This is a genomic window from Citrobacter sp. BDA59-3 (assembly GCF_015167655.1).
Taxonomy (GTDB): Bacteria; Pseudomonadota; Gammaproteobacteria; order Enterobacterales; family Enterobacteriaceae; genus Phytobacter; species Phytobacter diazotrophicus.
This window is the reverse complement of the sequence record NZ_CP063427.1, coordinates 763,020-787,138: the sequence shown is the minus strand read 5'-3', so window position 1 is coordinate 787,138 and position 24,119 is coordinate 763,020. Positions and strand designations below refer to the sequence as shown.

Here is a 24,119-nt window from a genome sequence, read left to right as displayed (position 1 = left end):
CAACATGACTAAAGCAGTAACGGTTAAAAACATCACCTTTCAGGAAGGGAGCACGCTTATCTGTGTGCCGCTGATCGGCAAAACGCTCGACGAACTGAAAGCAAATGCACGGACTCTGGCCACCGCAGGTGCCGATCTTATCGAATGGCGTGTCGACCACTTTACACAAGTCCGCGAGCCGCAGCTTGTGCAACAGGCGCTGAGCGACATTCGTCAGATTCTGGCTGATATTCCGCTGTTGTTTACCTTCCGCAGCAAAAAAGAAGGCGGCGAAACAGAAATCAGCGATGAGGCCTATTTCGAGCTTAATCGTCAGGCAGCCATCAGTGGTCTGGCCGATCTTATTGATATTGAGCTGTTCAACGATGAAGCGCATATTCGTGCAGTAATCGATGCGGCCCATGGCGCCGGTGTCAAAGTCATCATGAGTAATCATGATTTCCACAAAACACCCGCCCAGGAAGATATCATCTATCGTCTTCGCCGCATGCAGGAGCTGGGCGCAGATCTGCCGAAGATCGCGGTTATGCCGCAAACGCCGCAGGATGTGCTGACACTGCTCTCCGCCACGCTGACCATGAAAGAGAAATATGCGATACGCCCCATTATTACCATGTCGATGGCAAAAATGGGTGGCGTCAGCCGTGTAACGGGTCGCCTGTTTGGTTCAGCGATGACGTTCGGTACCGTAGGCCAGGCCTCGGCACCAGGGCAGATCGCCATCAAAGAACTGCGTGAAATGATGGATATTCTGTACTAAAACAAGAAAACCCGGAGCCTGTCTCCGGGTTCTTGCTAGCGCTTTTGCTGGCTGTCATCAATAATAAAGTTTCTAAAGGATTGAATCGCTGGTGAAAGCACGCGATCTTTCATAGTCGCCAGATAGATATAACGCGGCGGGATCTTATTTTTAATCGCCAGAATATGGACGTTATAATACGAGAGTGCGGAAATTCTTGGCATGATCGCAATACCGTAATCAATACTGACCAACCCCGCCATCGCCGTATCCTCATCAACATAACAGGCGATATCAGGCACCAGTTTTTGCTGCATAAAGACGTTATCAATAAACGGCCGTAAGCCGCTGTTCTCCGAAAAGTAGATATACGGGTAATGGATTGTCTCCACAAGATCCACTTCATTTTGATACAAGCGCGCCAGTGGATGATCCTTCGCGGTGACGACGACCAATTCCTGTTGAATAATAGGGATAAAATCAATATCCGGTTCATCCGGGATATATGAGCAAATCGTTAAGTCGCTCTTGCCAGCTTTCAGCTCCTGCAATAAAGTCAGTGACGTCCCCTGAGTAAAGGAGAAGGTCACATTATGTCGGGCAGGAAGTGTAGAATATTTGTGAATTAGCTGCGGGACAACATATTCACCCATTGTATATATAAAGGCAATGCGAATATTCTCCTTATTTTCCAGCCCATTTTTCTGCAAAGTCATGCGGCCATTTTCCAGCGACGTTAGCGCATCTTCGACATAGGGAAGAAAGCGTTTTCCGTTTTGCGTAATTTCGACATTTCGACCTTTTCTGGCAAACAAGGAGACGCCCAATTCCTTCTCTAACTCAGAGATAGCGTGGCTCAGGGAGGGTTGTGTGATGAAGAGACTGGAGGCTGCCTCAGTGTAGTGCTCCGTTTCCGATAAACGCTTAAAATAATAAAGTTGCTTTAGGTTCATTATTTTTGACCGTATAATATAAAATTGATATTGCATTGAATATAGCACAGCGCAGGTCGTCCTCTGTGGGTAAAACATGAATTCTTGGGCAATATCAAATATTCATATGATGCGGTGAATAATATGTTAAGCGTTAGTTTATAGCGTGAAAATAAAGAGCAGAAAGATAAAGTATTTCTGCATATTAAGGAATATGCAAAAATATTTTAAATATTAAAGGAAACTACTATGAGGACAAGCATCAGCCAGGAAAGTGCTGTGCCTTTAACAGGCCAACAAAAGCGAACCAAAGCGCGAATTGTAATTTTATTGTTATTATCTATCGGTACGATGATCAATTATTTGGATCGGACTATCTTAGGTATTGTCGCTCCGGCACTCAGCAATGAGATCCATATCGATCCCGCCATGATGGGTATTGTATTCTCGGCCTTTGCCTGGACCTATGCGCTGGCGCAAATCCCCGGAGGTATGTTTTTAGATCGCTTCGGAAACAAAATAACCTACGCTCTTTCTATCTTTTTCTGGTCAGCTTTTACCTTACTGCAAAGTTTTTCAGTGGGCTTAAAATCTCTACTGCTATTTCGTTTAGGCCTGGGGATCAGTGAAGCCCCCTGTTTCCCGGTTAACAGTCGCGTCGTAGGAACATGGTTTCCACAGCATGAACGCGCCCGCGCAACGGCAACATATACCGTTGGGGAATATATTGGCCTGGCCGCTTTCTCGCCGATTTTATTTTTAATCCTTGAACACCACGGCTGGAGAACATTATTTTTCATCACCGGCGCACTCGGCATCGCCTTTACGTTTGTATGGTGGAAATTTTATAAAGAGCCCCACGAATCAACAACAGCAAATAAAGAAGAGCTGGAATACATTGGCGTCGGTAATAAAGAAAAAGGTAGTGAAAACATCCCTTTTAACTGGCCGGATGCCAAAAAACTGCTGTGCTGCCGACAGGTCATTGGCGCCAGCTTAGGGCAATTTGCAGGTAACACCACGCTGGTGTTCTTTCTGACATGGTTTCCCACGTATCTTGCCCACGAGCGGCATCTCCCGTGGCTGCACGTCGGTTTTTTTGCGACCTGGCCGTTTCTCTCGGCGGCAGTAGGCATCATTTTTGGCGGATGGATTTCAGATAAATTATTGAAGAAAACCGCATCGGTAAATATCAGCAGGAAGCTGCCGATCATCTCAGGCCTGCTGCTCTCCAGTTGTATTATCACAGCGAACTGGGTATCGAATAACACGCTGGTGATTGTGATTATGTCGATTGCCTTTTTCGGCCAGGGCATGGTCGGACTAGGCTGGACGTTAATTTCCGATATTGCGCCGAAAAATATGGCGGGGCTGACAGGTGGGATCTTTAACTTCTGCGCTAATATGGCGTCCATTATTACGCCGCTGATCATAGGGTTTATTATTTCCGGGACCGGAAATTTCTTCTACGCGCTTATCTATATTGGCCTGACGGCGCTGATTGGCGTTGTCGCTTATATTTTTATCATTGGCGATATCAAACGCATTGTACTGAAATAACCCACCGCTCCCGGCAACCGTCAGCCGGGAGCGTTTTTCGCCTCAAACGTCTTTGACCCGGCTGGTCAGAAAAAGCGTCACCAGCGAAAGCACCGCTATCACCCAGTACACCTTCGCATGGCCGAAGCTTTGTGCCAGCGCGCCCTGTATCACCCCAGCGAGGATCACCCCCGTAGAGATACTGTTAGTGAATAGCGTCGTTGCCGACCCGGCGCGGCCTGGCATCAAATCCTGGAACCATAGCATACCTATGCCGGCAATAATCCCAATAAAGATAGCGTTAAAGAGCTGCAGACCAAGCAGAACTTCACGGCTATGGAACATAATAAGCCCTACATAGAAGACCACGCCCGCCGCCACTGCGCTGACCATCATCCTGCGTTTACCAAAGCGCTTAACGTAGTAACCTGCCAGGATCATTGCCGGGATCTCAAGCCCCGCGGCCGTTCCCATTAACACGCCCGCCAGACTGTCCGGTAACCCCAGCTCGCTGCTTATCCACAGCGGCATATCAATGATGTACATCGTGTTGCAGGTCCACATCATCGTCGAGGCGATAAACAACATACGGACGTTCTTATTGCCCCAGCCACTGACTTCCGTGACGGCAATATCCGCAGGCTGTTCAATTCGCTTCACGGAGGGCAACCAGAGCGCCACCAGTACCAGGCTGATAACGAAGATACCTGCGGCAATCGAGTACATGGCGGTAAAGCCATAGTTGAGTGCCAGCATGAAGGCCATCGGCGGGCCAATAACCCATGCCACCGAAATTTGCGCACGCATGATCGAGCTGAACATCACCACTTCACGCGCCGAACTGTCTGCGTATTCCCGCGCCAGCGCGAAAAGCTGCGGCATAGCAGTACTGGCCAGCGACGCCAGCATCACGCCACAGGTGATTAAGGTCAGATAATGTCGATTAAAGGCAAACAGAAGGGCGTTACCCACCGCCATCAGGCAGCAAAACATAATCAGTTTTTTGCGATCGCCCTGTTGGTCAGAGCGTTTTGCCAGCCCCAGGCTGACCAGGATCCCGGCAATGGCGTTAACGGTATAAAACAGTCCAACCCAAAACGGTTGCGCCCCCACCTCGCGGCTCAGAAACAGGCTCAGCGTTGGGGCCTGCAAAGCACCAGCAACACCAATCATAAACGCGACGATCATAAAAGCGATGAAGACCCCATTCAGGCGACGTCCCATCGTGACTAACCAGAGCATAAAGATCCCTTGCATGCGAAAGAAACGAAAAAAGCCAGCAGATAATAACTGCTGGCGTGGTGATTAGCACCAATACTCAGTCACACATGATGGACGCGTTTCAGGGTTTCGAGACCGGGATAGTCACTTCCCACTGCATTAATTCTTCGAGCATTTTCAGCCGCCGATTCGTACTCAAACGAAAGAGCCTGGACGCGTTCTGCGTCGCACGAAAATACGCTAAGTAAAATTGCTGTGTAGACGATCTCTTCATAACCACCTCCTCGCTTCATCACGGAAGATTATTGGCTTAATATAGGGATAAATAAATTGCTGACTTTTCACCAGGAGTTCCCCTTTTATGCCATCAGGTCGCCTGCAACAACAGTTCATTCGTCTGTGGCAATGTTGCGACGGGAAATCTCAGGAGACAACGCTCAATGAGTTGGCCGATCTGCTGAGCTGTTCCCGTCGCCATATGCGGACCCTGCTCAATACCATGCAAGAGCGCGGCTGGCTGACGTGGGAGGCTGAAGCCGGTCGCGGCAAGCGTTCGCGCCTGACTTTTCTTTATACCGGCCTCGCTTTACAGCAACAGCGGGCAGAGGATTTGCTGGAGCAGGATCGTATCGAGCAACTGGTTCAACTGGTGGGTGATAAGAGCGCCGTCCGCCAGATGCTGATCTCGCATTTGGGCCGCAGCTTCCGCCAGGGGCGGCATATTCTGCGGGTTTTGTACTACCGTCCGCTGCGTAACCTGCTGCCAGGCACCGCCCTGCGGCGCTCTGAAACCCACATGGCGCGGCAAATTTTTAGCGCTCTGACTCGCATAAATGAGGAAAACGGGGAACTGGAAGCCGATATCGCGCATCACTGGAAAGCGATCACGCCACTCCACTGGCGTTTTTATTTGCGGCCCGGCATCCATTTTCACCATGGTCGTGAACTCGAAATGCGCGATGTCATTGCGTCCCTCGAACGGGTTTGCATGCTGCCGCTCTACTCGCATATCACCCAGGTTATCTCCCCAACGCCCTGGACGCTGGATATTCATCTGTCACAACCGGACAACTGGCTGCCCTGGCTGATGGGGCATGTCCCCGCCATGATCCTGCCGCAGGAGTGGAACTCGATGGCCAACTTCGCCAGCCATCCGGTCGGCACCGGGCCTTACGCTGTCACCCGCAATAACAATAACCAACTGAAAATCCATGCGTTTGATGATTACTTCGGGTATCGCGCCCTTATTGACGAAGTCAATGTCTGGGTACTGCCGGAAATTGGTGATGAGCCGAACGGCGGCCTGACCATCGACGGGCCAACCGACGGTGAAAAAGCAGTCGAAAGTCGCCTTGAAGAGGGCTGTTATTATTTACTCTTCGACGCACGCTCGCACCGGGGAGCAAACCAGGGGGTTCGCGACTGGATAAGCCAGGTGCTCTCCCCTACCCGGCTGCTCTATCACGCCGAAGAACATTATCAGCAGTATTGGTTCCCGGCGTACGGACTGCTGCCGCGCTGGCACCATGCGCGACCAGCCAGTGGTGAAAAACCGGCGGGGCTGGAATCGCTCACGCTGACCTTCTACCGCGATCACAACGAGCATAAAGCCATTGCCAACACCATGAGCAAGCTACTGGCGCAACATGATGTACGCCTGGAGATACAAGAGGTGGATTATGAAGAGTGGCACCGTGGCGATATCGTCAGTGATATCTGGCTTAATAGCGCCAACTTCACGCTACCGCTCGATTTTTCCCTCTTCACGCATTTGTATGAAGTTCCGCTGATTCAACACTGTGTTCCGCTGGACTGGCAGGCCGATGCTGAGCGTTGGCGCGCCGGGAAAATGAATCTGGCCGTCTGGTGCCAACAGTTACTGGAAAGCAAAGCCATGGTACCGCTGATTCACCACTGGCTGCGGATTCAGGGCCAGCGCAGTATGCGCGGTCTGCGTATGAACACCCTTGGCTGGTTTGACTTCAAATCCGCATGGTTCGCCCCGCCGGACCCGTAATCACTGAGATTCCGGCTCTTCCTGCTGAATGATGAAGGGGCGCTTTCAGAAAACTTACAAAATCATTACAATGGCGCGGTGCTCAACGGGGTGCTGCGCCAAAAGCGTGTGCTGAGAAAATACCCGTCGAACCTGATCCGGATAACGCCGGCGAAGGGATTTGAGGCTATCGCTTAAATCCTCTTTGCCACCCATTTTTGAGGTGCAAAGTGCTAAAAAAAGTTCTGCCATTCCTGCTGCTTGCCGCAGCGCCTGCTTTCGCGAAAACGACCCTGACCGTTTACACCTACGACTCCTTCTCTGCGGAATGGGGACCGGGGCCTGCGGTAAAAAAAGCCTTCGAAGCCGACTGCAACTGCGAACTGAAATTTGTCGCGCTGGAAGATGGCGTATCGCTGCTTAACCGCCTGCGCATGGAAGGTAAAAACAGCAAAGCGGACGTGGTGCTGGGGCTGGATAACAATCTGCTTGAAGCCGCCACGCAGACCAAACTGTTCGCCAAAAGCGGTATTTCACCCGACGCCGTTACCGTGCCTGGCGGCTGGAAAAACGACACCTTCGTTCCTTTCGATTACGGCTGGTTCGCGTTCGTTTATGACAAAAATAAACTGCAAAACCCGCCAAAAAGCCTGAAAGAACTGGTAGAAAGTTCGCAGAAATGGCGTGTGATTTATGAAGATCCGCGTACCAGCACACCAGGTCTCGGCCTGCTGCTGTGGATGCAGAAAGTGTACGGCGATAAAGCCCCGGAAGCCTGGCAAAAACTGGCGGCTAAAACCGTGACGGTCACCAAAGGCTGGAGCGAAGCGTACGGTCTGTTCCTGAAAGGGGAAGGCGACCTGGTGCTGAGCTATACTACCTCTCCGGCCTATCACATCATTGAAGAGAAGAAAGACAACTACGCAGCCGCAGCATTTACCGAAGGCCACTATCTGCAAGTTGAAGTCGCAGCCCGAACCGCCGCCAGCAAGCAGCCGGAACTGGCAGAGAAGTTCCTGAAATTTATGGTCTCTCCGGCATTCCAGAATGCCATCCCGACCGGCAACTGGATGTACCCGGTCAGCAATGTCTCGCTGCCCGCCGCATTCGACACATTGGTGAAACCGCAGACCTCGCTGGAATATAGCCCGCAAGACGTCGCAACCCAGCGCGGCGAATGGATTAACGCATGGCAACGCGCCGTCAGCCGCTAACCTTCGGCTGGCTGGTTCCCGGACTGGCCGCCGCCGCCCTGATGGTGGCGGTGGCCTTCTCCGCGTTTCTCGCGCTCTGGCAAAACGCTCCCGCGGCCGATCTGGCGGCACTCCTGCACGATAGTTATCTGTGGCACGTGGTGCGTTTCTCTTTCTGGCAGGCCTTTCTGTCGGCGCTGCTCTCCGTCGCACCGGCGATCTTTCTCGCCCGCGCGTTCTATCGGCGACGCTTCCCTGGCCGTCTTGCCCTGCTGCGTCTGTGCGCCATGACGCTGATCCTCCCGGTGCTGGTTGGGGTATTTGGTATTCTGAGTGTTTATGGCCGCCAGGGCTGGCTTGCCTCGGCGTTTCGCGCAGCAGGTCTGGAGTGGACATTTTCACCGTACGGATTACCCGGCATTCTGCTGGCGCACGTCTTTTTTAACCTGCCGATGGCGGCCCGTCTGCTACTCCAGACGCTGGAGCAGATCCCCGGCGAGCAGCGACAACTGGCCGCGCAGTTGGGTATGCGCGGCTGGTCTTTCTTCCGCTATGTCGAGTGGCCCTGGCTACGCCGCCAGATCTCGCCTGTCAGCGCCCTGATTTTCATGCTCTGCTTTGCAAGCTTTGCCACTGTGCTGTCGCTGGGCGGCGGCCCGCAAGCGACGACGATTGAACTGGCTATCTATCAGGCGTTGAGTTACGACTTCGACCCAGGCCGCGCAGCGCTGCTGGCGTTAATTCAGATGATCTGCTGCCTGGGGCTGGTTCTGCTTAGCCAGCGCCTTAGCAAAGCCATTTCCGTGGGCAGCCATCAGATTCAGGGCTGGCGCAACCCGGAAGAGCGTTTTTTCAGCCGTATCGCCGACTACACGCTCATCGCACTGGCGCTTCTTCTTCTGTTGCCCCCCCTGCTGGCGGTCATTATCGATGGCCTGAACCTCAGCCTTCTTCATGTGCTTGCTCAGCCCGTGCTCTGGCAGGCAATCTGGACCTCTGTGCGCATTGCCCTGGGAGCGGGGTTGCTGTGTGTCACGTTAACCATGATGCTGCTCTGGAGCAGCCGTGAGCTACGCGCCCGCCAGCATCAACTGGCCGGACAAGCGCTGGAGATGAGCGGCATGCTGATTCTGGCGATGCCTGGTATTGTGCTGGCGACCGGCTTTTTCCTGCTGCTCAATAACAGCGTCGGCCTGCCCTCGTCCGCCGATGGCATCGTGATTTTCACCAATGCGTTGATGGCTATTCCCTATGCCCTGAAAGTACTGGAGAACCCCATGCGGGATGTGACGGCACGCTACAGCCTGCTCTGTCAGTCTCTGGGTATTGAAGGTTTCAATCGGTTAAAGGTCATCGAACTGCGTGCCCTTAGAGCACCGCTGGCGCAGGCGCTGGCATTTGCCTGCGTGTTGTCGATTGGTGATTTTGGCGTTGTGGCGTTGTTTGGCAATGACGATTTCCGTACGTTGCCCTTCTATCTTTATCAGCAAATTGGCGCCTATCGCACGCAGGATGGTGCGGTTACCGCGCTGATTTTGCTGCTACTGTGCTTTTTACTGTTCACCCTTATCGAAAAACTTCCGGGCCGCCATGCTAAGACTGACTGATGTAACCTGGCTGTATCAGCATTTACCCATGCGTTTTACGCTGTCGATCCAACAGGGCGAACAGGTCGCCGTGCTTGGGCCTAGTGGGGCCGGGAAAAGTACGCTGCTCAATTTAATCGCCGGTTTTCTCTCCCCGGCCAGCGGCGTCATTATGATTGAGAATAGCGATCACACACGCACGCCTCCTTCGCGGCGCCCGGTGTCGATGCTGTTTCAGGAGAACAACCTCTTTACCCATCTCACGGTGCGGCAAAATATTGGTCTGGGGCTGAACCCTGGCCTAAAACTGTCTTCTGCGCAAAATACAAAACTTGAGGCCATTGCCAGCACTATGGGGCTGGATACGTTGCTTGGCCGCATGCCGGATCAGCTTTCTGGCGGCCAGCGGCAGCGTGTGGCACTTGCCCGTTGTCTGGTGCGTGAACAACCCGTGCTCTTGCTGGATGAACCCTTCTCCGCGCTCGATCCGGCCCTGCGCCAGGAGATGCTGGCACTGGTAAAAGAGGTTTGTCGTCGCCAGCAGTTAACGCTGTTGATGGTGTCGCACAATGTGGAAGATGCCGCCCGTATCGCGTCGCGCGTGTTGGTGATTGCCGATGGTCGTATCGCCTGGGACGGGCAAACAGACGAACTGCTCAGCGGCAACGCGCCTGTCTCCTCGCTGCTTGGGATCAGGTAACCACTTTTTGCAAAATAGACAGGTAGATGGGCATTAAAGGGTGGCGAACCAGAATGGTCACCGCAAACACGGCCCCCACCGTCAGCAGCGGCGCCAGCCAGAACAATCGGCGACGCGGCAGATATACCGTTAAACGATCCAGTCCGGCTTTACCACTACGCCACAGGCGCCAGCACATCCAGAACGCCAGCCAGAGCAGCACCGCTGCCAGCAGCAACAGCCATTTAAAGTTACCGCTCTGCTCCCCCGCCGGGATATCAATCGCCGCTCCCGCCAGAATGCCGGGCAAGAAATAGAAAGGCGGCCACAGCAGGCAGCCAAGGATGTTAGGCGGGATAAACTTCGTGACCGGCAGATCAAGCATGCCCGCGACCATCGGCACAACCGGACGCGTCGGCCCCACAAACCGCCCCACCAGAATGGTGAACATGCTGTGCTGATGCAGCGCATGCTCGGTTTTATTCAGCAGCGCTTTGTTCTTGCGAATGAATGACCAGCGGTGCAGCGGTTTTTTGAAACGCCAGCCGAGCCAGAATGAGATCCAGTCCCCCAGCAGACAGCCCACAATCCCCGCCATCCAGGCGTGCCAGAAATTCACTTCACCGCTGCCAATCAGCGCCCCGAGAGCCGCCATCATCACGGTGCCCGGTAGAATAAGCCCCACCAGCGCCAGCGACTCCAGAAAAGCCACGAGCGCAATCGCAATCAGCGTATAGGCCGTAGATTGGATAACAAAGTGTTCCAGCAGTGCTTGCATATGTTTTCCGGTCAAAAAATGAAGCTGGAATTCTCCAGGCGCATACCCTGAGGGTCAAGCTTCAATTATCTGAATATTTTGCCGGTTATGACAGGTTGCCGGGCCACTCCTTGCCTATCTTTACGCTCTATTCACATCCTGCACGAAATTCACTGGGGCTGGCGCCGGTACATTTTTTAAAAACGCGTGAGAAATAGAGCTGATCTTCAAAGCCGACATTGCGCCCCACGCTGGCGATTGGCATACGCGTAGTGCTCAACAGCAGCTTCGCCTGACTGATACGCTGATCCTCGCGCCAGCTCAGCACGCTTACCCCCAATTGCTGACGGAACAGGTGCGAGAGACGGGACGGCGACAGACACACATGCTGCGCGACGCTGGCGATATCAAAATGGTTGTCCGCCAGATGATCGCTGATGTACTGGCAGGCGTCGCGAACGCGGTTATCGAGCGGCGGATGCAGTGATTCATTGATGGCATCCATACGGCGCAATAACAGTTGTTCGAGCAGATTTATCGCCAGCAATTCTGCGTAACGCCCTCCGCTCTGCCCGGCATCGATAATCTGCCCAAAGAGCTCGCTAAACTGCGCCAGCCAGGGCTCTTCCGGGCGAAAAAAACCAGTCTGCGCGAAAATGGTCGGCCAGCTTAGCCACTCATGCCAGTAGGCGCGCGGACGGAAGTAGACCCATTGGTGATACCACTCTTTGGCATCCGGGTGGCGGCCATAGTGATGAATTTCTCCCGGCGGGAACAAAATCATGTCGCCGGGGCGGCAAACGTACTGTTTCCCGTGGTTATTAATGACCCCCTCACCGCGAATGGTGAAATTGAGAATGTACCCCTTCATTCCCAGCGGACGATCGATAAAGAAATCGAGATAGCCTTCGGACTCGATAGGGGTCAACCCCGCCACCAGATGGGCGTTAAACGAGTAACCAGGCAACAGAGGATCATTTTGTGACTCAGCCATAAACTCGATACTCCGGGCATCATGAAGGAAACCAATTGTCCATATTGATACGCTTTTCATTAATCAGGCGTTTTGACCAGGCACAAGGAAAACGCCGGCACTTTTAACCCCGCCAGATAAAAGCAATTACGCCATTTTTATGACGCAAAGGGGACAAAAAGGGTCAACCAAAGTGTCTATAAAGGCGATTAAAATGTCCACATGGAATTTTTGCACACGGTCACACTTTGCACTCCCATAGCATTTTCGTCCATAAGATTAGCGAATCCTGCCTGACGCTTTTTCCCGCCGATCACTATGTTTCTCCATAAGGTTATTCTTCATGGAGCAACACGATGGCAATCACAATTGGCCTCGATTTTGGCAGCGACTCCGTTCGCGCACTGGCGGTGGACTGTACCTCTGGGGCAGAAATCGCCACCAGCGTGGAGTGGTATCCTCGCTGGCAAGAAGGGCGTTACTGCGACGCGGCACATAATCAATTTCGCCACCATCCCCGGGACTATATCGAGTCGATGGAAATGGCGCTTAAAAGCGTGCTGGCAGAACTGACGCCTGAACAGCGTGCCCAGGTCAAAGGCATTGGCGTGGACAGCACCGGTTCAACGCCTGCTCCTGTCGACGCAGAAGGCCGGGTTCTGGCGCTGCGTCCGGAATTTGCAGACAACCCCAATGCGATGTTTGTGTTGTGGAAAGATCATACGGCGGTCGAAGAAGCCGAAGCGATCACCGCCTTATGCCACGCAACGGGTAAAGTCGACTATTCACGCTACATCGGCGGGATTTATTCCAGCGAATGGTTCTGGGCAAAAATCCTGCACGTGACCCGCGCCGACAGCAATGTCGCTCAGGCTGCCGCATCGTGGATTGAACTGTGCGACTGGGTGCCTGCCCTGCTCTCCGGTACCACCCGTCCGCAGGATATCCGCCGTGGTCGCTGCAGCGCCGGGCATAAATCCCTGTGGCATGAAAGCTGGGGCGGTTTACCCCCCGCCAGCTTCTTCGATGAACTGGATCCAATCCTCAACAAACACCTGCCCTGCCCACTCTTTACCGACACTTATACCGCCGATATTCCGGTTGGCACGCTGACGGCAGAATGGGCGCAACGCCTTGGCTTACCGGAAACGGTGGTTATTTCCGGCGGTGCGTTCGACTGCCATATGGGGGCAGTAGGCGCAGGCGCACAGCCCAACACGCTGGTCAAAGTCATTGGTACGTCGACTTGCGACATTCTTATCGCTGATAAGCCGAGCGTCGGCGACCGTGCCGTGAAAGGCATCTGTGGTCAGGTGGATGGCAGCGTGGTACCCGATTTTATTGGTCTGGAAGCAGGTCAATCGGCGTTCGGCGATATCTACGCCTGGTTTGGCCGCATCCTCGGCTGGCCGCTGGAGCAACTGGCGCTGCAGCATCCGGAACTGAAGACGCAAATAAAAGCCAGCCAGAAACAACTGCTGCCAGCCCTGACAGAGGCCTGGGCGCAAAACCCATCGCTGGAACACCTGCCGGTGGTCCTCGACTGGTTCAACGGCCGCCGTACGCCGAACGCGAACCAGCGCCTGAAAGGGGTGATCACCGACCTGAATCTTGCAACCGATGCCCCGGCGCTCTTTGGCGGGCTGATTGCCGCTACTGCCTTTGGCGCACGCGCCATTATGGAATGTTTCACCGAGCAAGGTATCGCGGTGGACAACGTCATGGCGCTGGGGGGTATCGCCCGTAAAAACCGCGTCATCATGCAGGCCTGCTGCGATGTGCTTAATCGCCCGCTGCAAATTGTCGCCTCGGATCAGTGCTGTGCACTCGGCGCGGCTATTTTTGCCGCCGTCGCCGCAGGCGTTCACACCGATATTCCTGCCGCACAACAGCAAATGGCCAGCCAGATCGAAAATACGCTGCAACCCGCACCTGCGCAGGCTCAACGCTTTGAACAACTCTACCGCCGCTACCAGCAATGGGCGAAAAGCGCCGAGCTTCACTATCTCCCTGTAGCTGCGCCAGCAACGCAGGCAGCGCTCACTCACTAAGGACACAATAATGACGATTTTTGATAATTATGAAGTTTGGTTTGTGATTGGCAGCCAACACCTTTACGGACCCGAAGCCCTGCGTCAGGTGACGCAGCATGGCGAGCAAGTGGTTAACGCGCTGAACGCTGAGGCCAAACTGCCCTGCAAACTGGTTCTTAAGCCGCTCGGCACCTCGCCGGATGAAATAACGAATATCTGCCGTGACGCCAACTATGACGACAAATGCGCCGGTATGGTGGTGTGGCTGCATACCTTCTCACCGGCAAAAATGTGGATTAACGGCCTGACAATCCTCAACAAACCGCTTCTGCAATTTCATACTCAGTTTAACGCTGCCCTGCCGTGGGACAGCATCGACATGGACTTTATGAACCTGAACCAGACCGCGCACGGCGGCCGTGAGTTCGGCTTTATCGGTGCCCGTATGCGCCAACAGCATGCGGTGGTGACCGGCCACTGGCAGGACAAAAAAGCGCACCAGCGTATTGGTGCCTGGATGCGCCAGGCCGTGTCCAAACAGGATACCCGTCATCTGAAAGTATGCCGTTTCGGCGACAACATGCGTGAAGTGGCGGTGACCGACGGCGATAAAGTAGCCGCACAAATCAAGTTCGGTTTCTCCGTCAACACCTGGGGTGTGGGCGATCTGGTTCAAGTAGTGAACAGCATCAGTGAAGGTGATGTTAACGCGCTGGTCGACGAGTATGAAAGCAGCTACCGCCTGACCGCAGCCGCACAGGTTAACGGCGACAAGCGTCAGAATGTGATTGATGCCGCACGCATTGAGCTGGGGATGAAACGCTTCCTGGAACAGGGTGGCTTCCATGCCTTTACCACCACGTTCGAAGATTTACACGGCCTGAAACAGCTTCCGGGCCTGGCCGTACAGCGCCTGATGCAACAGGGCTATGGCTTCGCTGGCGAAGGCGACTGGAAAACTGCCGCTCTGCTTCGCATCATGAAGGTGATGTCGACCGGTCTGCAGGGCGGCACCTCCTTTATGGAGGACTACACCTATCACTTCGAAGAGAACAACGATCTGGCACTCGGCTCGCACATGCTGGAAGTGTGCCCGTCTATCGCGCTGGATGAGAAACCGATCCTGGATGTTCAGTACCTCGGCATTGGCGGTAAAGCCGATCCGGCACGCCTGATCTTCTCTACCAAAACCGGCCCGGCCATTAACGCCAGCCTGATTGATCTGGGGGATCGCTTCCGCCTGCTGGTGAACTGCGTTGATGCCGTTAAGACGCCGCACGATCTGCCGAAACTGCCGGTTGCGAACGCATTGTGGAAAGCACAGCCTGATCTACAGACCGCCTCCGAAGCCTGGATCCTGGCGGGCGGCGCGCACCATACCGTGTTCAGCCACGCCCTGAATCTTGATGACATGCGCCAGTTCGCTGAGCTACACGGTATCGAAATTGTGACTATCGATAGCGAAACCCGCCTGCCTGCCTTTAAAGACGCTTTGCGCTGGAACGAAGTGTATTACGGCTCCAAACGTTAACAGGGGAACATTAGGCCTGCTCCGGCAGGCCGCTTTTTCCTGGAGGAAAGCATGTTAGAAGCATTGAAACAGCAAGTGCTGGAAGCCAATCTGGCGCTGCCAAAACACAACCTGGTGACCCTCACCTGGGGGAATGTCAGCGCCGTTGACCGCGAACGTGGCGTACTGATAATTAAACCGTCCGGCATCGATTACAGCGTCATGACCGCCGGGGATATGGTGGTGGTCAGTCTCGAAACCGGGGAAGTCGTGGAAGGGAAAAAGAAACCCTCTTCCGACACCCCAACGCATCGCCTGCTCTATCAGGCGTTCCCGACCATTGGCGGCATTGTGCATACCCATTCGCGCCACGCTACCATCTGGGCACAGTCCGGCCAGGCCATTCCGGCGACCGGAACAACCCACGCAGACTATTTCTACGGCACCATTCCCTGTACGCGCAAAATGACGGATGCCGAAATTAACGGTGAATACGAGTGGGAAACCGGCAACGTGATCGTTGAAACCTTCAGAAAGCAGGGTATCGATCCGGCGCAAATGCCCGGCGTACTGGTGCACTCACATGGGCCGTTCGCCTGGGGGAAAAACGCCGACGACGCGGTGCACAACGCCATCGTGCTGGAGGAAGTGGCCTATATGGGCATTTTCTGCCGCCAGCTCGCGCCAGAACTCCCGGCTATGCAACAGACACTGCTGGACAAACACTATTTGCGCAAACACGGCGCAAAAGCCTATTACGGACAGTAAGTTTTACCCTCTCCGACCCGTAGCCAGGCTACGGGTCGGTCATTTTTAACTTCCTAATTTTCCGCCTTATATCCAGCATGTCGTTGCCATTTCACGGCAAACTGGCAATGCTATGCGATACGGCAACCGGCGGGAGAAAAGCCAGTGAAAATAAAGGGAGCAGGAAAATGGATACTGCTGGGGCTCGTCACGGCGGCGTTCGTGATCATTTATAACGCCATCGCGATTTACCGCTTTAGCCAACAGGACCAGACACGCAAGGCAGATTGCGCGATTGTTGCCGGAGCCGGTATCAATAAAAAATCCCCCAGCCCGGTTTTTACCGCCAGACTAGACCACGCGATTTGGTTATATCAAGAAGGCAAAGTGAACTCGCTGATCCTGACAGGCGGTCTCAGTAATGGCGCAACCGAGTCCGATGCCGCCATCGCCCGAAATTATCTCTTAAATCGGGGTATCCCTGAGTCGGTCATTTTTATCGACGAGCAATCTACCGTTACCCGTGAAAATATCCATAACGCCAAAATAATCATGACACGCCAGAATATGCAGACCGCGCTACTGGTCAGCGATCCTTTGCATATGCTGCGCATGCGGCTTATCGCACACGATAACGATATTGTGAGTTGGTCCTCGCCCACCACCACAAGCCGATATCGTTCCTGGCAAACGCAACTGCCTTTTCTGCTCAGGGAATCGTTCTACTACACCGGTTATCGCATACTGCGATATCTCCCGCGTATTCCGATACAAAAAGTCGACCGCCAGCCCGGCTGAGTGCAGCGGCGGGCGGGCTTCCGCACACCTGTACAAAAAATCAGTATCTCCGGGCAAACCAGGCTATAATCTCGCCGATAATGAGGCGATGAGAGAATGGTGTGACGCAAGCGCGAGAAGGCTTTTTACTGACCCGACACTGGCGGGACACGCCACAGGGAACCGAGGTGGAATTCTGGCTGGCGACGGATAACGGGCCGCTACAGGTCTTTTTGCCGCCACAAGAATCGGTTGCGTTTATCCCCAGTGCGCAAGTCAGCCAGGCACAGCGTTTACTCGCCGGAGAAAACCAGTACCGCCTCACGCCGCTGCAACTTAAGGATTTCCACCGCCAGCCCGTTCACGGGCTATATTGTCGGGCGTACCGCCAGTTGATGCGCTATGAAAAACTGCTGCGCGACGGTGGCGTCACGGTTTATGAAGCCGATGTCCGCCCACCAGAACGCTTTTTGATGGAGCGCTTTATTACCGCGCCGGTATGGGTGGATGGCGAGCCGCGCGGCGAGCAACTGACCAACGCGCGCCTGAAACCCAATCCGCATTACCGCCCGCCCCTCAAATGGGTCTCGCTGGATATCGAAACCACCCGTAACGGCGAACTTTACTGTATCGGGCTGGAGGGGTGCGGCCAGCGCACAGTCTATATGCTCGGTCCGGAAAACGGTGATGCCAGCGGGCTGGATTTCACTCTTGAGTATGTCTCCAGTCGTCCGCAACTTTTGGAAAAGCTCAACGCCTGGTTTGCGCAGCACGATCCCGACGTGATTATCGGCTGGAACGTCGTGCAGTTCGACCTGCGCGTGCTGCAAAAAAGCGCGGAACGTTATCGCCTGCCTTTATTGCTCGGGCGCGGCAATCAACCGCTCGAATGGCGCGAGCACGGGTTTAAAAACGGCGTCTTCTTCGCCCAGGCAACCGGCCGGGTGATTATCGACGGGATTGAAGCGCTTAAATCCGCTTTCTGGAATTTCTCCTCTTTTTCGCTGGAAACGGTATCGCAGGAGTTACTGGGTGAAGGAAAAGCGATCGATAACCCATGGGATCGCATGGACGAAATCGATCGCCGTTTCGCCGAAAACAAGCCCGCCCTTGCCACCTATAACCTGAAAGATTGTGAACTGGTAACGCGTATCTTCCACAAAACGGACATCATGCCGTTCTTGCTGGAACGCGCTACGGTGAACGGCCTGGCGATTGACAGACATGGCGGTTCGGTGGCGGCGTTTAGCCACCTCTATTTTCCACGGATGCACCGCGCGGGGTATGTCGCGCCAAACCTTGGTGATGTGCCACCGCAGGCCAGTCCCGGCGGCTATGTGATGGACTCACGCCCGGGCCTGTACGATTCCGTGCTGGTGCTGGACTACAAAAGCCTGTATCCCTCGATCATCCGCACCTTCTTGATCGATCCCGTCGGTCTGGTGGAAGGGATGGCGCATCCGGCTCCTGAACACAGCACAAGCGGCTTTCTGGGCGCACGCTTTTCCCGGCAGACCCATTGCCTGCCCGGGATCGTCGGTCAAATCTGGCATGGCCGCGATGAAGCCAAACGAGTGGGAAACAAACCGCTGTCTCAGGCGCTTAAGATCATCATGAATGCGTTTTACGGCGTGCTGGGTACCAGCGCCTGCCGTTTTTTCGATCCGCGTCTTGCTTCATCGATCACCATGCGCGGCCACGAGATCATGCGCCAGACCAAAGCGCTGATTGAGTCTCAGGGCTATGACGTCATTTACGGCGATACGGATTCCACCTTTGTCTGGCTCAAAAAAGCACATAACGAGGCCGATGCGGCACGTATTGGTCAAGAACTGGTGGCCTATGTAAACAACTGGTGGGAGGCACATCTGTCCGCTGAGCACTTGACCAGTGCGCTGGAACTGGAATTCGAAACCCACTTTTGCCGTTTTTTGATGCCGACCATTCGCGGCACAGAACAGGGAAGTAAAAAGCGCTACGCCGGATTGATACAAGAAGGTGAAGAACAACGGATGGTGTTCAAAGGGCTGGAGACCGTACGAACCGACTGGACGCCGCTGGCGCAGCAATTTCAAAAGACACTTTATTTGCGTATCTTTCGCAATGAGCCCTATCAGGACTATGTGCGCGAAACGATTGATAAGCTGATGGCAGGCGAACTGGATGCGCTGCTGGTCTACCGCAAGCGTCTACGCCGCCCGTTGGCCGATTACGAGCGTAACGTGCCGCCTCATGTTCGCGCAGCACGACTCGCCGATGAACAGAACCTGAAACGCGGCCGCCCGCCCCAGTATCAAAATCGTGGCACCATCAAATATGTCTGGACGACACAGGGGCCGGAACCGGTGGATTATCAGCAATCCCCGCTGGATTACGACCACTATCTGACCAAACAACTTCAGCCGGTCGCTGATGGAATACTGCCCTTCACCGACGATGATTTTGCTACACTACTGACAGGGCAACTGGGACTGTTTTGACGTCGTATCAGGCTGGCACAGTAACAGAGGCCAGCCTTCGAGCCTCTGGATTGCGGGTTGCTTCACGGCCATTGTTGAGCTGGTTTTCAGCATACAGCGAACAAGGTGATCAACGTGCCAACAACGCGGTGACTTGCAAAACAACGGGCATAACGAGAGTGACGAAAGCATTGCCATCCAGTACCATAGCGCCCTTTCTATTCCTGGCCCCAAACTTAGCCGTCCGCCTGATTCTCAGGCGGTGACGAACTATTGCCTGCAATTTGAGATATAGAGTTCAATTTATGCCCTTTACACTTGGTCAACGCTGGATAAGCGACACGGAAAGCGAACTCGGACTGGGTACAGTCGTAGCGATGGATGCGCGAACCGTTACTCTGCTTTTTCCCGCGACGGGAGAAAATCGTCTGTATGCACGCAGCGATTCCCCCGTTACACGCGTCATGTTTAATCCTGGCGATACGGTAACCAGCCACGAAGGCTGGCAGCTGACTGTTGAAGACGTAAAAGAAGAAAACGGTCTGCTCGCCTATACCGGTACGCGCCTGGATACGCAGGAAACCAACGTCATGCTGCGCGAGGTCTTTCTCGACAGCAAACTGGTCTTTAGCAAACCGCAAGACCGCCTGTTCGCCGGGCAAATCGACCGTATGGACCGTTTCGCGCTGCGTTATCGCGCGCGTAAATATCAAAGTGAACAGTACCGTATGCCATGGAGCGGGCTACGCGGCCAGCGTACCAGCCTGATCCCTCACCAGTTGCATATCGCCCACGATGTTGGCCGTCGCCATGCGCCACGTGTCCTGCTGGCGGACGAAGTTGGCTTAGGTAAAACCATTGAAGCCGGGATGATCCTCCACCAGCAGTTATTGTCTGGCGCAGCAGAACGTGTGCTGATCATCGTGCCGGAAACGCTGCAGCACCAGTGGCTGGTCGAAATGCTGCGTCGCTTCAACCTGCGCTTTGCGCTGTTTGATGACGAACGCTATGCCGAAGCGCAGCACGATGCCGACAACCCATTTGAAACAGAACAACTGGTAATTTGCTCACTGGACTTCGTGCGCCGTAATAAACAGCGCCTGGAGCACCTGTGTGACGCCGAATGGGATTTAATGGTGGTGGATGAAGCTCATCACCTGGTGTGGAGCGAAGAGGCTCCAGGCCGCGAATACCAGGCCATTGAGCAGCTTGCTGAACGCGTGCCGGGCATTTTGCTGCTTACTGCGACACCGGAGCAACTGGGCCTTGAGAGCCACTTTGCGCGCCTGCGCTTGTTGGATCCAAACCGTTTCCACGATTTCGCTCAGTTCGTTGATGAACAACAGAACTATCGCCCGGTTGCTGATGCGGTTGCCTTGTTACTGGCAGGCAAACGCCTGAGTGATACCGAGCTCAATACACTTAGCGATCTGATTGGCGAACAAGACATTGAGCCGCTGCTGCAGGCCGCCAACAGTGACCGTGACGACGCTGAGGCAGCGCGTCAGGAGCTGATTTCGATGTTAATGGACCGCCACGGCACCAGCCGCGTACTGTTCCGTAACACCCGTAACGGCGTGAAAGGCTTCCCGAAACGCGAACTGCACACCATCAAGCTGCCGCTGCCGACCCAGTATCAGACGGCAATTAAGGTCTCCGGCATCATGGGCGCGCGTAAAAGTGCTGAAGACCGCGCCCGCGATATGCTCTACCCGGAACAGATCTATCAGGAATTCGAAGGCGACAGCGGTACCTGGTGGAACTTCGATCCTCGCGTCGAATGGCTGATGGGCTATCTGACCAGCCACCGTTCACAGAAGGTTCTGGTGATCTGCGCCAAAGCGGCCACCGCGCTGCAACTGGAGCAGGTGTTGCGCGAGCGTGAAGGTATCCGTGCCGCAGTGTTCCATGAAGGCATGTCGATTGTAGAACGTGACCGCGCGGCGGCCTGGTTTAGCGAAGAAGACAGCGGCGCGCAGGTGTTGCTGTGCTCTGAAATCGGTTCCGAAGGACGTAACTTCCAGTTTGCCAGCCATCTGGTCATGTTCGATCTGCCGTTCAACCCGGATCTGCTCGAACAGCGAATCGGTCGTCTGGATCGTATCGGCCAGGCGCATGACATTCAGATCCACGTGCCTTATCTGGAAAAAACGGCGCAATCCGTGCTGGTGCGTTGGTACCACGAAGGTCTGGACGCGTTCGAACACACCTGCCCGACAGGGCGGACGATTTACGACAAGGTCCACACCGATCTGATTAATTACCTTGCATCGCCGGAAAATACCGACGGCTTTGATGATCTTATCAAGACTTGCCGCGAGCAGCATGACGCGCTGAAAGCGCAGCTTGAGCAAGGTCGGGACCGTCTGCTGGAAATTCACTCCAACGGCGGTGAAAAAGCGCTGGCGCTGGCAGAAAGCATTGAAGAGCAGGATGATGATACCGGGCTTATCAATTTCGCCATGAACCTGTTCGATATCGTCGGTATCAACCAGGACGATCGCGGCGAGAACATGATTGTGCTGACGCCGTCCGACCATATGCTGGTACCGGATTTTCCGGGCCTGCCGGAAGATGGCTGTACCATCACCTTTGAGCGTGAGGTGGCACTGTCCCGCGAAGATGCGCAGTTTATTACCTGGGAACACCCGCTGATTCGCAACGGTTTGGATCTGATCCTCTCTGGCGATACCGGTAGCAGCACCATTTCATTGTTGAAAAATAAGGCGCTGCCTGTCGGTACACTGCTGCTGGAACTGATTTATGTCGTTGAGGCACAGGCGCCGAAACAATTGCAGCTTAACCGCTTCCTGCCGCCAACGCCGATTCGTCTGCTGGTGGATAAAAACGGCACTAACCTTGCCACACAGGTCGAGTTCGAGAGTTTCAACCGTCAGCTCAGCGCGGTTAACCGCCACACCGGCAGTAAACTGGTGAACGCCGTACAGCAGGATGTACACACCATTCTGCAAAAAGGTGAAGCGCAGGTCGAAAAAGCCGCACAGGCATTGATCGACGCCGCGAAGCGCGAAGCGGATGAAAAACTGTCAGCGGAACTGTCGCGCCTCGAAGCCCTCAAAGCCGTTAACCCGAATATTCGTGATGACGAGCTGAGCGCTATTGAGAGCAACCGCCTGCAGGTACTGGAAAGCCTTTCACAGGCAGGCTGGCGTCTTGACGCGCTGCGTCTTATCGTTGTGACGCATCAGTAACGGAGCAGGCTATGGTAATGGAGTCCTACAATCCGCCTCAGGATCCCTGGCTAACTATCCTCTATCAGGATGAGCACATTATGGTGGTCAACAAGCCGAGCGGCCTGTTGTCTGTGCCAGGGCGTCTTGAAGAGCATAAAGACAGCGTGATGACGCGTATTCAGCGCGATTTTCCGCAGGCGGAATCCGTGCATCGTCTGGACATGGCGACCAGCGGCGTGATTGTGGTGGCTCTGACCAAAGCGGCGGAGCGCGAACTCAAGCGCCAGTTCCGCGAGCGCGAACCGAAAAAGCAGTATGTGGCGCGCGTTTGGGGACACCTGGAGCACGAAGAGGGGCTTGTCGATCTGCCGCTGATTTGCGACTGGCCGAATCGCCCGAAGCAGAAAGTCTGCTACGAGACCGGTAAACCCGCGCAGACCGGGTATGAAGTGCTGGAGTTCGCCGCCGACAATACCACGCGCGTGCGGCTTAAGCCGATTACCGGTCGCTCGCACCAGCTGCGTGTGCATATGCTGGCGTTGGGGCATCCGATTCTGGGCGACAGGTTTTACGCGACGCCAGAGGCTCTTGTTCTGGCGCCACGCCTGTTACTGCATGCGGAAACGTTGACGATAACCCACCCGGCGTATGGCAACAGCATGACGTTCAGGGCGCCGGTGGATTTTTGACTTAACGCGGCTTACGGTCCCGGATGCGGCTGCGTCTTCTCCGGGCTACCATCAAAACCAGCAGGCGTTTTACGCCGACTCCCGGGGTTATGCGGAGCCTGGCGTTAAGCCATCGACGGCGGGCGAGCGGCGCAGACAGATTGTTCACGGCCTGCGCACAGCAACCGGAGCCTTCTCAAAGTACGTGAGGAGCGCGAGCACGGCACGGGGATAATCTGGCAAGTAAGCTAGCCCGCAACTTACTTAAAGCCTTTCTGCTCTTTAATGAGCTCATAAGCCTTCTGAATCTCCTGCGCTTTCTGCTTCGCCATTTCCATCATCTCCGGCGGCAGCCCTTTCGCCACCAGCTTATCCGGATGATGTTCGCCCATCAGCTTACGGTAGGCGCGCTTAATGGTGGTGGCATCATCCGTTGGCTTCACACCCAGCACATTGCAGGCATCTTCAAGCGTAGGGCCGCGTTGCGCCTGCTGCTGCCAGCCGCCGCCCGCTTGCTGCTGATAGCCACCGCCAAACTGCGCCCCACCCTGCATCATGCGCAAGAACTGATCGAACTGACCACGAGAGATCCCCAGTTCTTCAGCAATGACGTACAGCACTTCGCGCTCATTAGGATGCAGCGAGCCATCGGCGAATGCCGCCTGAATCTGGATTTCCAGGAACATTCTGATTAAATCAAAGCGTCCGAAGCAAACACTGCGAAACTGACGCATTTTTTCACGTAATGGGTAGTTATCCGCTTTGCCCACGCGAAACGCCTGCTGCGCCGCCGCACGTGAGTCACCGTGCAGGTTCATCCGGTCCATAAACAGACTGGCAACCTGAATATCGGCCTGCGTCACGCGACCTTTGGACTTTGTTAAATGGCCCATCACCTCGAAGGTGGTGGCAAAAAAGAGCGTCTGACGTTCCCGTTGATTGGCAAACCACGCCATTTTTCGACTGCGAGCCTTATCAAACATATGGCCGATTAACAGCCCGAGAACCGCGCCCCAAAAGCCTCCGCCCATGATCAGAGCGAAAACCACACCAACCACTTTTCCCCAATACTGCATATACTCCCCAAATCGTCATGCCGTCGGCTAAAATTTGCTT

Annotated in this window: 19 protein-coding genes and 1 riboswitch; of the genes, 13 read left to right on the top strand and 6 right to left on the bottom strand. The window is 54.6% G+C overall.

The window, feature by feature from the left end:
• The first annotated feature begins 4 nt into the window (after positions 1-4).
• The gene (aroD, locus tag IP582_RS03685) at positions 5-760 is read left to right on the top strand and encodes a type I 3-dehydroquinate dehydratase (protein WP_193795118.1); all 756 of its coding nucleotides are present in this window, start codon (positions 5-7) and stop codon (positions 758-760) included.
• 35 nt (positions 761-795) lie between these two features.
• Here the strand turns inward: aroD and IP582_RS03680 are convergent, their stop codons facing one another.
• A complete protein-coding gene (locus tag IP582_RS03680; RefSeq protein WP_193795117.1) occupies positions 796-1,692 on the bottom strand; it encodes a LysR family transcriptional regulator in 897 nt (298 codons plus the stop codon).
• 228 nt (positions 1,693-1,920) lie between these two features.
• On the opposite strand from IP582_RS03680, the gene IP582_RS03675 reads away from it, so the two are divergent.
• A complete protein-coding gene (locus IP582_RS03675; RefSeq protein WP_193795116.1) occupies positions 1,921-3,231 on the top strand; it encodes an MFS transporter in 1,311 nt (436 codons plus the stop codon).
• Between the two features lie 42 nt (positions 3,232-3,273).
• On the opposite strand, the gene IP582_RS03670 is transcribed toward IP582_RS03675, so the two are convergent.
• Together IP582_RS03670 and sgrT are read right to left on the bottom strand one after the other, a co-directional pair.
• Positions 3,274-4,452, bottom strand: a complete 1,179-nt coding sequence (locus IP582_RS03670; RefSeq protein ID WP_193795115.1) for a sugar efflux transporter — start codon at positions 4,450-4,452, stop codon at positions 3,274-3,276.
• A 100-nt stretch (positions 4,453-4,552) separates the two neighbouring features.
• Entirely contained in the window at positions 4,553-4,705 is a 153-nt protein-coding gene (gene sgrT / locus IP582_RS03665; protein ID WP_193795114.1) for a glucose uptake inhibitor SgrT, read from the bottom strand.
• Between the two features lie 87 nt (positions 4,706-4,792).
• Between sgrT and sgrR the strand changes: the two genes are divergently transcribed.
• The 4 genes from sgrR (at position 4,793) to thiQ (ending at position 9,906) form a co-directional block, all read left to right on the top strand.
• Positions 4,793-6,448 carry an HTH-type transcriptional regulator SgrR gene (gene sgrR, locus IP582_RS03660; RefSeq protein ID WP_193795113.1) on the top strand — a complete coding sequence of 552 codons (1,656 nt, stop codon included), beginning with the start codon at positions 4,793-4,795 and terminating at the stop codon, positions 6,446-6,448.
• 76 nt (positions 6,449-6,524) lie between these two features.
• A riboswitch (TPP riboswitch) is annotated at positions 6,525-6,625 on the top strand.
• A 32-nt stretch (positions 6,626-6,657) separates the two neighbouring features.
• Positions 6,658-7,641: a thiamine ABC transporter substrate binding subunit gene (gene thiB / locus IP582_RS03655; protein ID WP_193795112.1), complete on the top strand. Its 984-nt coding sequence runs from the start codon at positions 6,658-6,660 to the stop codon at positions 7,639-7,641.
• A complete protein-coding gene (gene thiP / locus IP582_RS03650) occupies positions 7,617-9,227 on the top strand; it encodes a thiamine/thiamine pyrophosphate ABC transporter permease ThiP (RefSeq protein WP_193795111.1) in 1,611 nt (536 codons plus the stop codon). The genes thiB and thiP overlap by 25 nt, the downstream gene beginning before the upstream one ends.
• A complete protein-coding gene (thiQ, locus tag IP582_RS03645) occupies positions 9,211-9,906 on the top strand; it encodes a thiamine ABC transporter ATP-binding protein ThiQ (protein ID WP_193795110.1) in 696 nt (231 codons plus the stop codon). Before thiP ends, thiQ begins: the two co-directional genes overlap by 17 nt.
• Here thiQ and IP582_RS03640 read toward each other — a convergent pair.
• Both IP582_RS03640 and araC read right to left on the bottom strand, forming a co-directional pair.
• Positions 9,899-10,663: a DedA family protein gene (locus tag IP582_RS03640; RefSeq protein ID WP_193795109.1), complete on the bottom strand. Its 765-nt coding sequence runs from the start codon at positions 10,661-10,663 to the stop codon at positions 9,899-9,901. The two genes, thiQ and IP582_RS03640, sit on opposite strands and share 8 nt — an antisense overlap.
• Positions 10,664-10,790: 127 nt before the next feature.
• Positions 10,791-11,636, bottom strand: coding sequence for an arabinose operon transcriptional regulator AraC (araC, locus tag IP582_RS03635; protein ID WP_039078339.1), 846 nt, complete (start codon positions 11,634-11,636; stop codon positions 10,791-10,793).
• A gap of 335 nt (positions 11,637-11,971) precedes the next feature.
• Between araC and araB the strand changes: the two genes are divergently transcribed.
• The 7 genes from araB (at position 11,972) to rluA (ending at position 23,024) form a co-directional block, all read left to right on the top strand.
• Positions 11,972-13,666 carry a ribulokinase gene (araB, locus tag IP582_RS03630; RefSeq protein ID WP_039078338.1) on the top strand — a complete coding sequence of 565 codons (1,695 nt, stop codon included), beginning with the start codon at positions 11,972-11,974 and terminating at the stop codon, positions 13,664-13,666.
• 10 nt (positions 13,667-13,676) lie between these two features.
• A complete protein-coding gene (gene araA / locus IP582_RS03625; protein ID WP_193795108.1) occupies positions 13,677-15,179 on the top strand; it encodes an L-arabinose isomerase in 1,503 nt (500 codons plus the stop codon).
• Positions 15,180-15,230: 51 nt separating this feature from the next.
• Complete coding sequence (gene araD, locus IP582_RS03620) at positions 15,231-15,926, top strand: L-ribulose-5-phosphate 4-epimerase (RefSeq protein ID WP_193795107.1); 696 nt, start codon at positions 15,231-15,233, stop codon at positions 15,924-15,926.
• Positions 15,927-16,070: 144 nt separating this feature from the next.
• On the top strand, positions 16,071-16,703 hold the full coding sequence (locus IP582_RS03615; protein ID WP_193795106.1) for a YdcF family protein: 633 nt from the start codon (positions 16,071-16,073) through the stop codon (positions 16,701-16,703).
• A gap of 101 nt (positions 16,704-16,804) precedes the next feature.
• Positions 16,805-19,162 (top strand): DNA polymerase II, encoded by a 2,358-nt coding sequence (gene polB / locus IP582_RS03610; protein WP_193795105.1) that lies wholly within the window; start codon positions 16,805-16,807, stop codon positions 19,160-19,162.
• A gap of 284 nt (positions 19,163-19,446) precedes the next feature.
• A complete protein-coding gene (gene rapA / locus IP582_RS03605; protein ID WP_193795104.1) occupies positions 19,447-22,353 on the top strand; it encodes an RNA polymerase-associated protein RapA in 2,907 nt (968 codons plus the stop codon).
• Positions 22,354-22,364: 11 nt separating this feature from the next.
• Positions 22,365-23,024 carry a bifunctional tRNA pseudouridine(32) synthase/23S rRNA pseudouridine(746) synthase RluA gene (gene rluA / locus IP582_RS03600; RefSeq protein ID WP_193795103.1) on the top strand — a complete coding sequence of 220 codons (660 nt, stop codon included), beginning with the start codon at positions 22,365-22,367 and terminating at the stop codon, positions 23,022-23,024.
• 239 nt (positions 23,025-23,263) lie between these two features.
• On the opposite strand, the gene djlA is transcribed toward rluA, so the two are convergent.
• Positions 23,264-24,079: a co-chaperone DjlA gene (gene djlA, locus IP582_RS03595; RefSeq protein ID WP_039078331.1), complete on the bottom strand. Its 816-nt coding sequence runs from the start codon at positions 24,077-24,079 to the stop codon at positions 23,264-23,266.
• Positions 24,080-24,119 lie beyond the last annotated feature (40 nt).

Bases quoted from the DNA above. Each gene is read 5' to 3' on its own strand.
- aroD (WP_193795118.1), top strand. From the start codon at position 5: ATGACTAAAGCAGTAACGGTTAAAAACATCACCTTTCAGGAAGGGAGC.
- IP582_RS03680 (WP_193795117.1), bottom strand. From the start codon at position 1,692: ATGAACCTAAAGCAACTTTATTATTTTAAGCGTTTATCGGAAACGGAG.
- IP582_RS03675 (WP_193795116.1), top strand. From the start codon at position 1,921: ATGAGGACAAGCATCAGCCAGGAAAGTGCTGTGCCTTTAACAGGCCAA.
- IP582_RS03670 (WP_193795115.1), bottom strand. From the start codon at position 4,452: ATGCTCTGGTTAGTCACGATGGGACGTCGCCTGAATGGGGTCTTCATC.
- sgrT (WP_193795114.1), bottom strand. From the start codon at position 4,705: ATGAAGAGATCGTCTACACAGCAATTTTACTTAGCGTATTTTCGTGCG.
- sgrR (WP_193795113.1), top strand. From the start codon at position 4,793: ATGCCATCAGGTCGCCTGCAACAACAGTTCATTCGTCTGTGGCAATGT.
- thiP (WP_193795111.1), top strand. From the start codon at position 7,617: ATGGCAACGCGCCGTCAGCCGCTAACCTTCGGCTGGCTGGTTCCCGGA.
- thiQ (WP_193795110.1), top strand. From the start codon at position 9,211: ATGCTAAGACTGACTGATGTAACCTGGCTGTATCAGCATTTACCCATG.
- IP582_RS03640 (WP_193795109.1), bottom strand. From the start codon at position 10,663: ATGCAAGCACTGCTGGAACACTTTGTTATCCAATCTACGGCCTATACG.
- araC (WP_039078339.1), bottom strand. From the start codon at position 11,636: ATGGCTGAGTCACAAAATGATCCTCTGTTGCCTGGTTACTCGTTTAAC.
- araB (WP_039078338.1), top strand. From the start codon at position 11,972: ATGGCAATCACAATTGGCCTCGATTTTGGCAGCGACTCCGTTCGCGCA.
- araA (WP_193795108.1), top strand. From the start codon at position 13,677: ATGACGATTTTTGATAATTATGAAGTTTGGTTTGTGATTGGCAGCCAA.
- araD (WP_193795107.1), top strand. From the start codon at position 15,231: ATGTTAGAAGCATTGAAACAGCAAGTGCTGGAAGCCAATCTGGCGCTG.
- rapA (WP_193795104.1), top strand. From the start codon at position 19,447: ATGCCCTTTACACTTGGTCAACGCTGGATAAGCGACACGGAAAGCGAA.
- rluA (WP_193795103.1), top strand. From the start codon at position 22,365: ATGGTAATGGAGTCCTACAATCCGCCTCAGGATCCCTGGCTAACTATC.
- djlA (WP_039078331.1), bottom strand. From the start codon at position 24,079: ATGCAGTATTGGGGAAAAGTGGTTGGTGTGGTTTTCGCTCTGATCATG.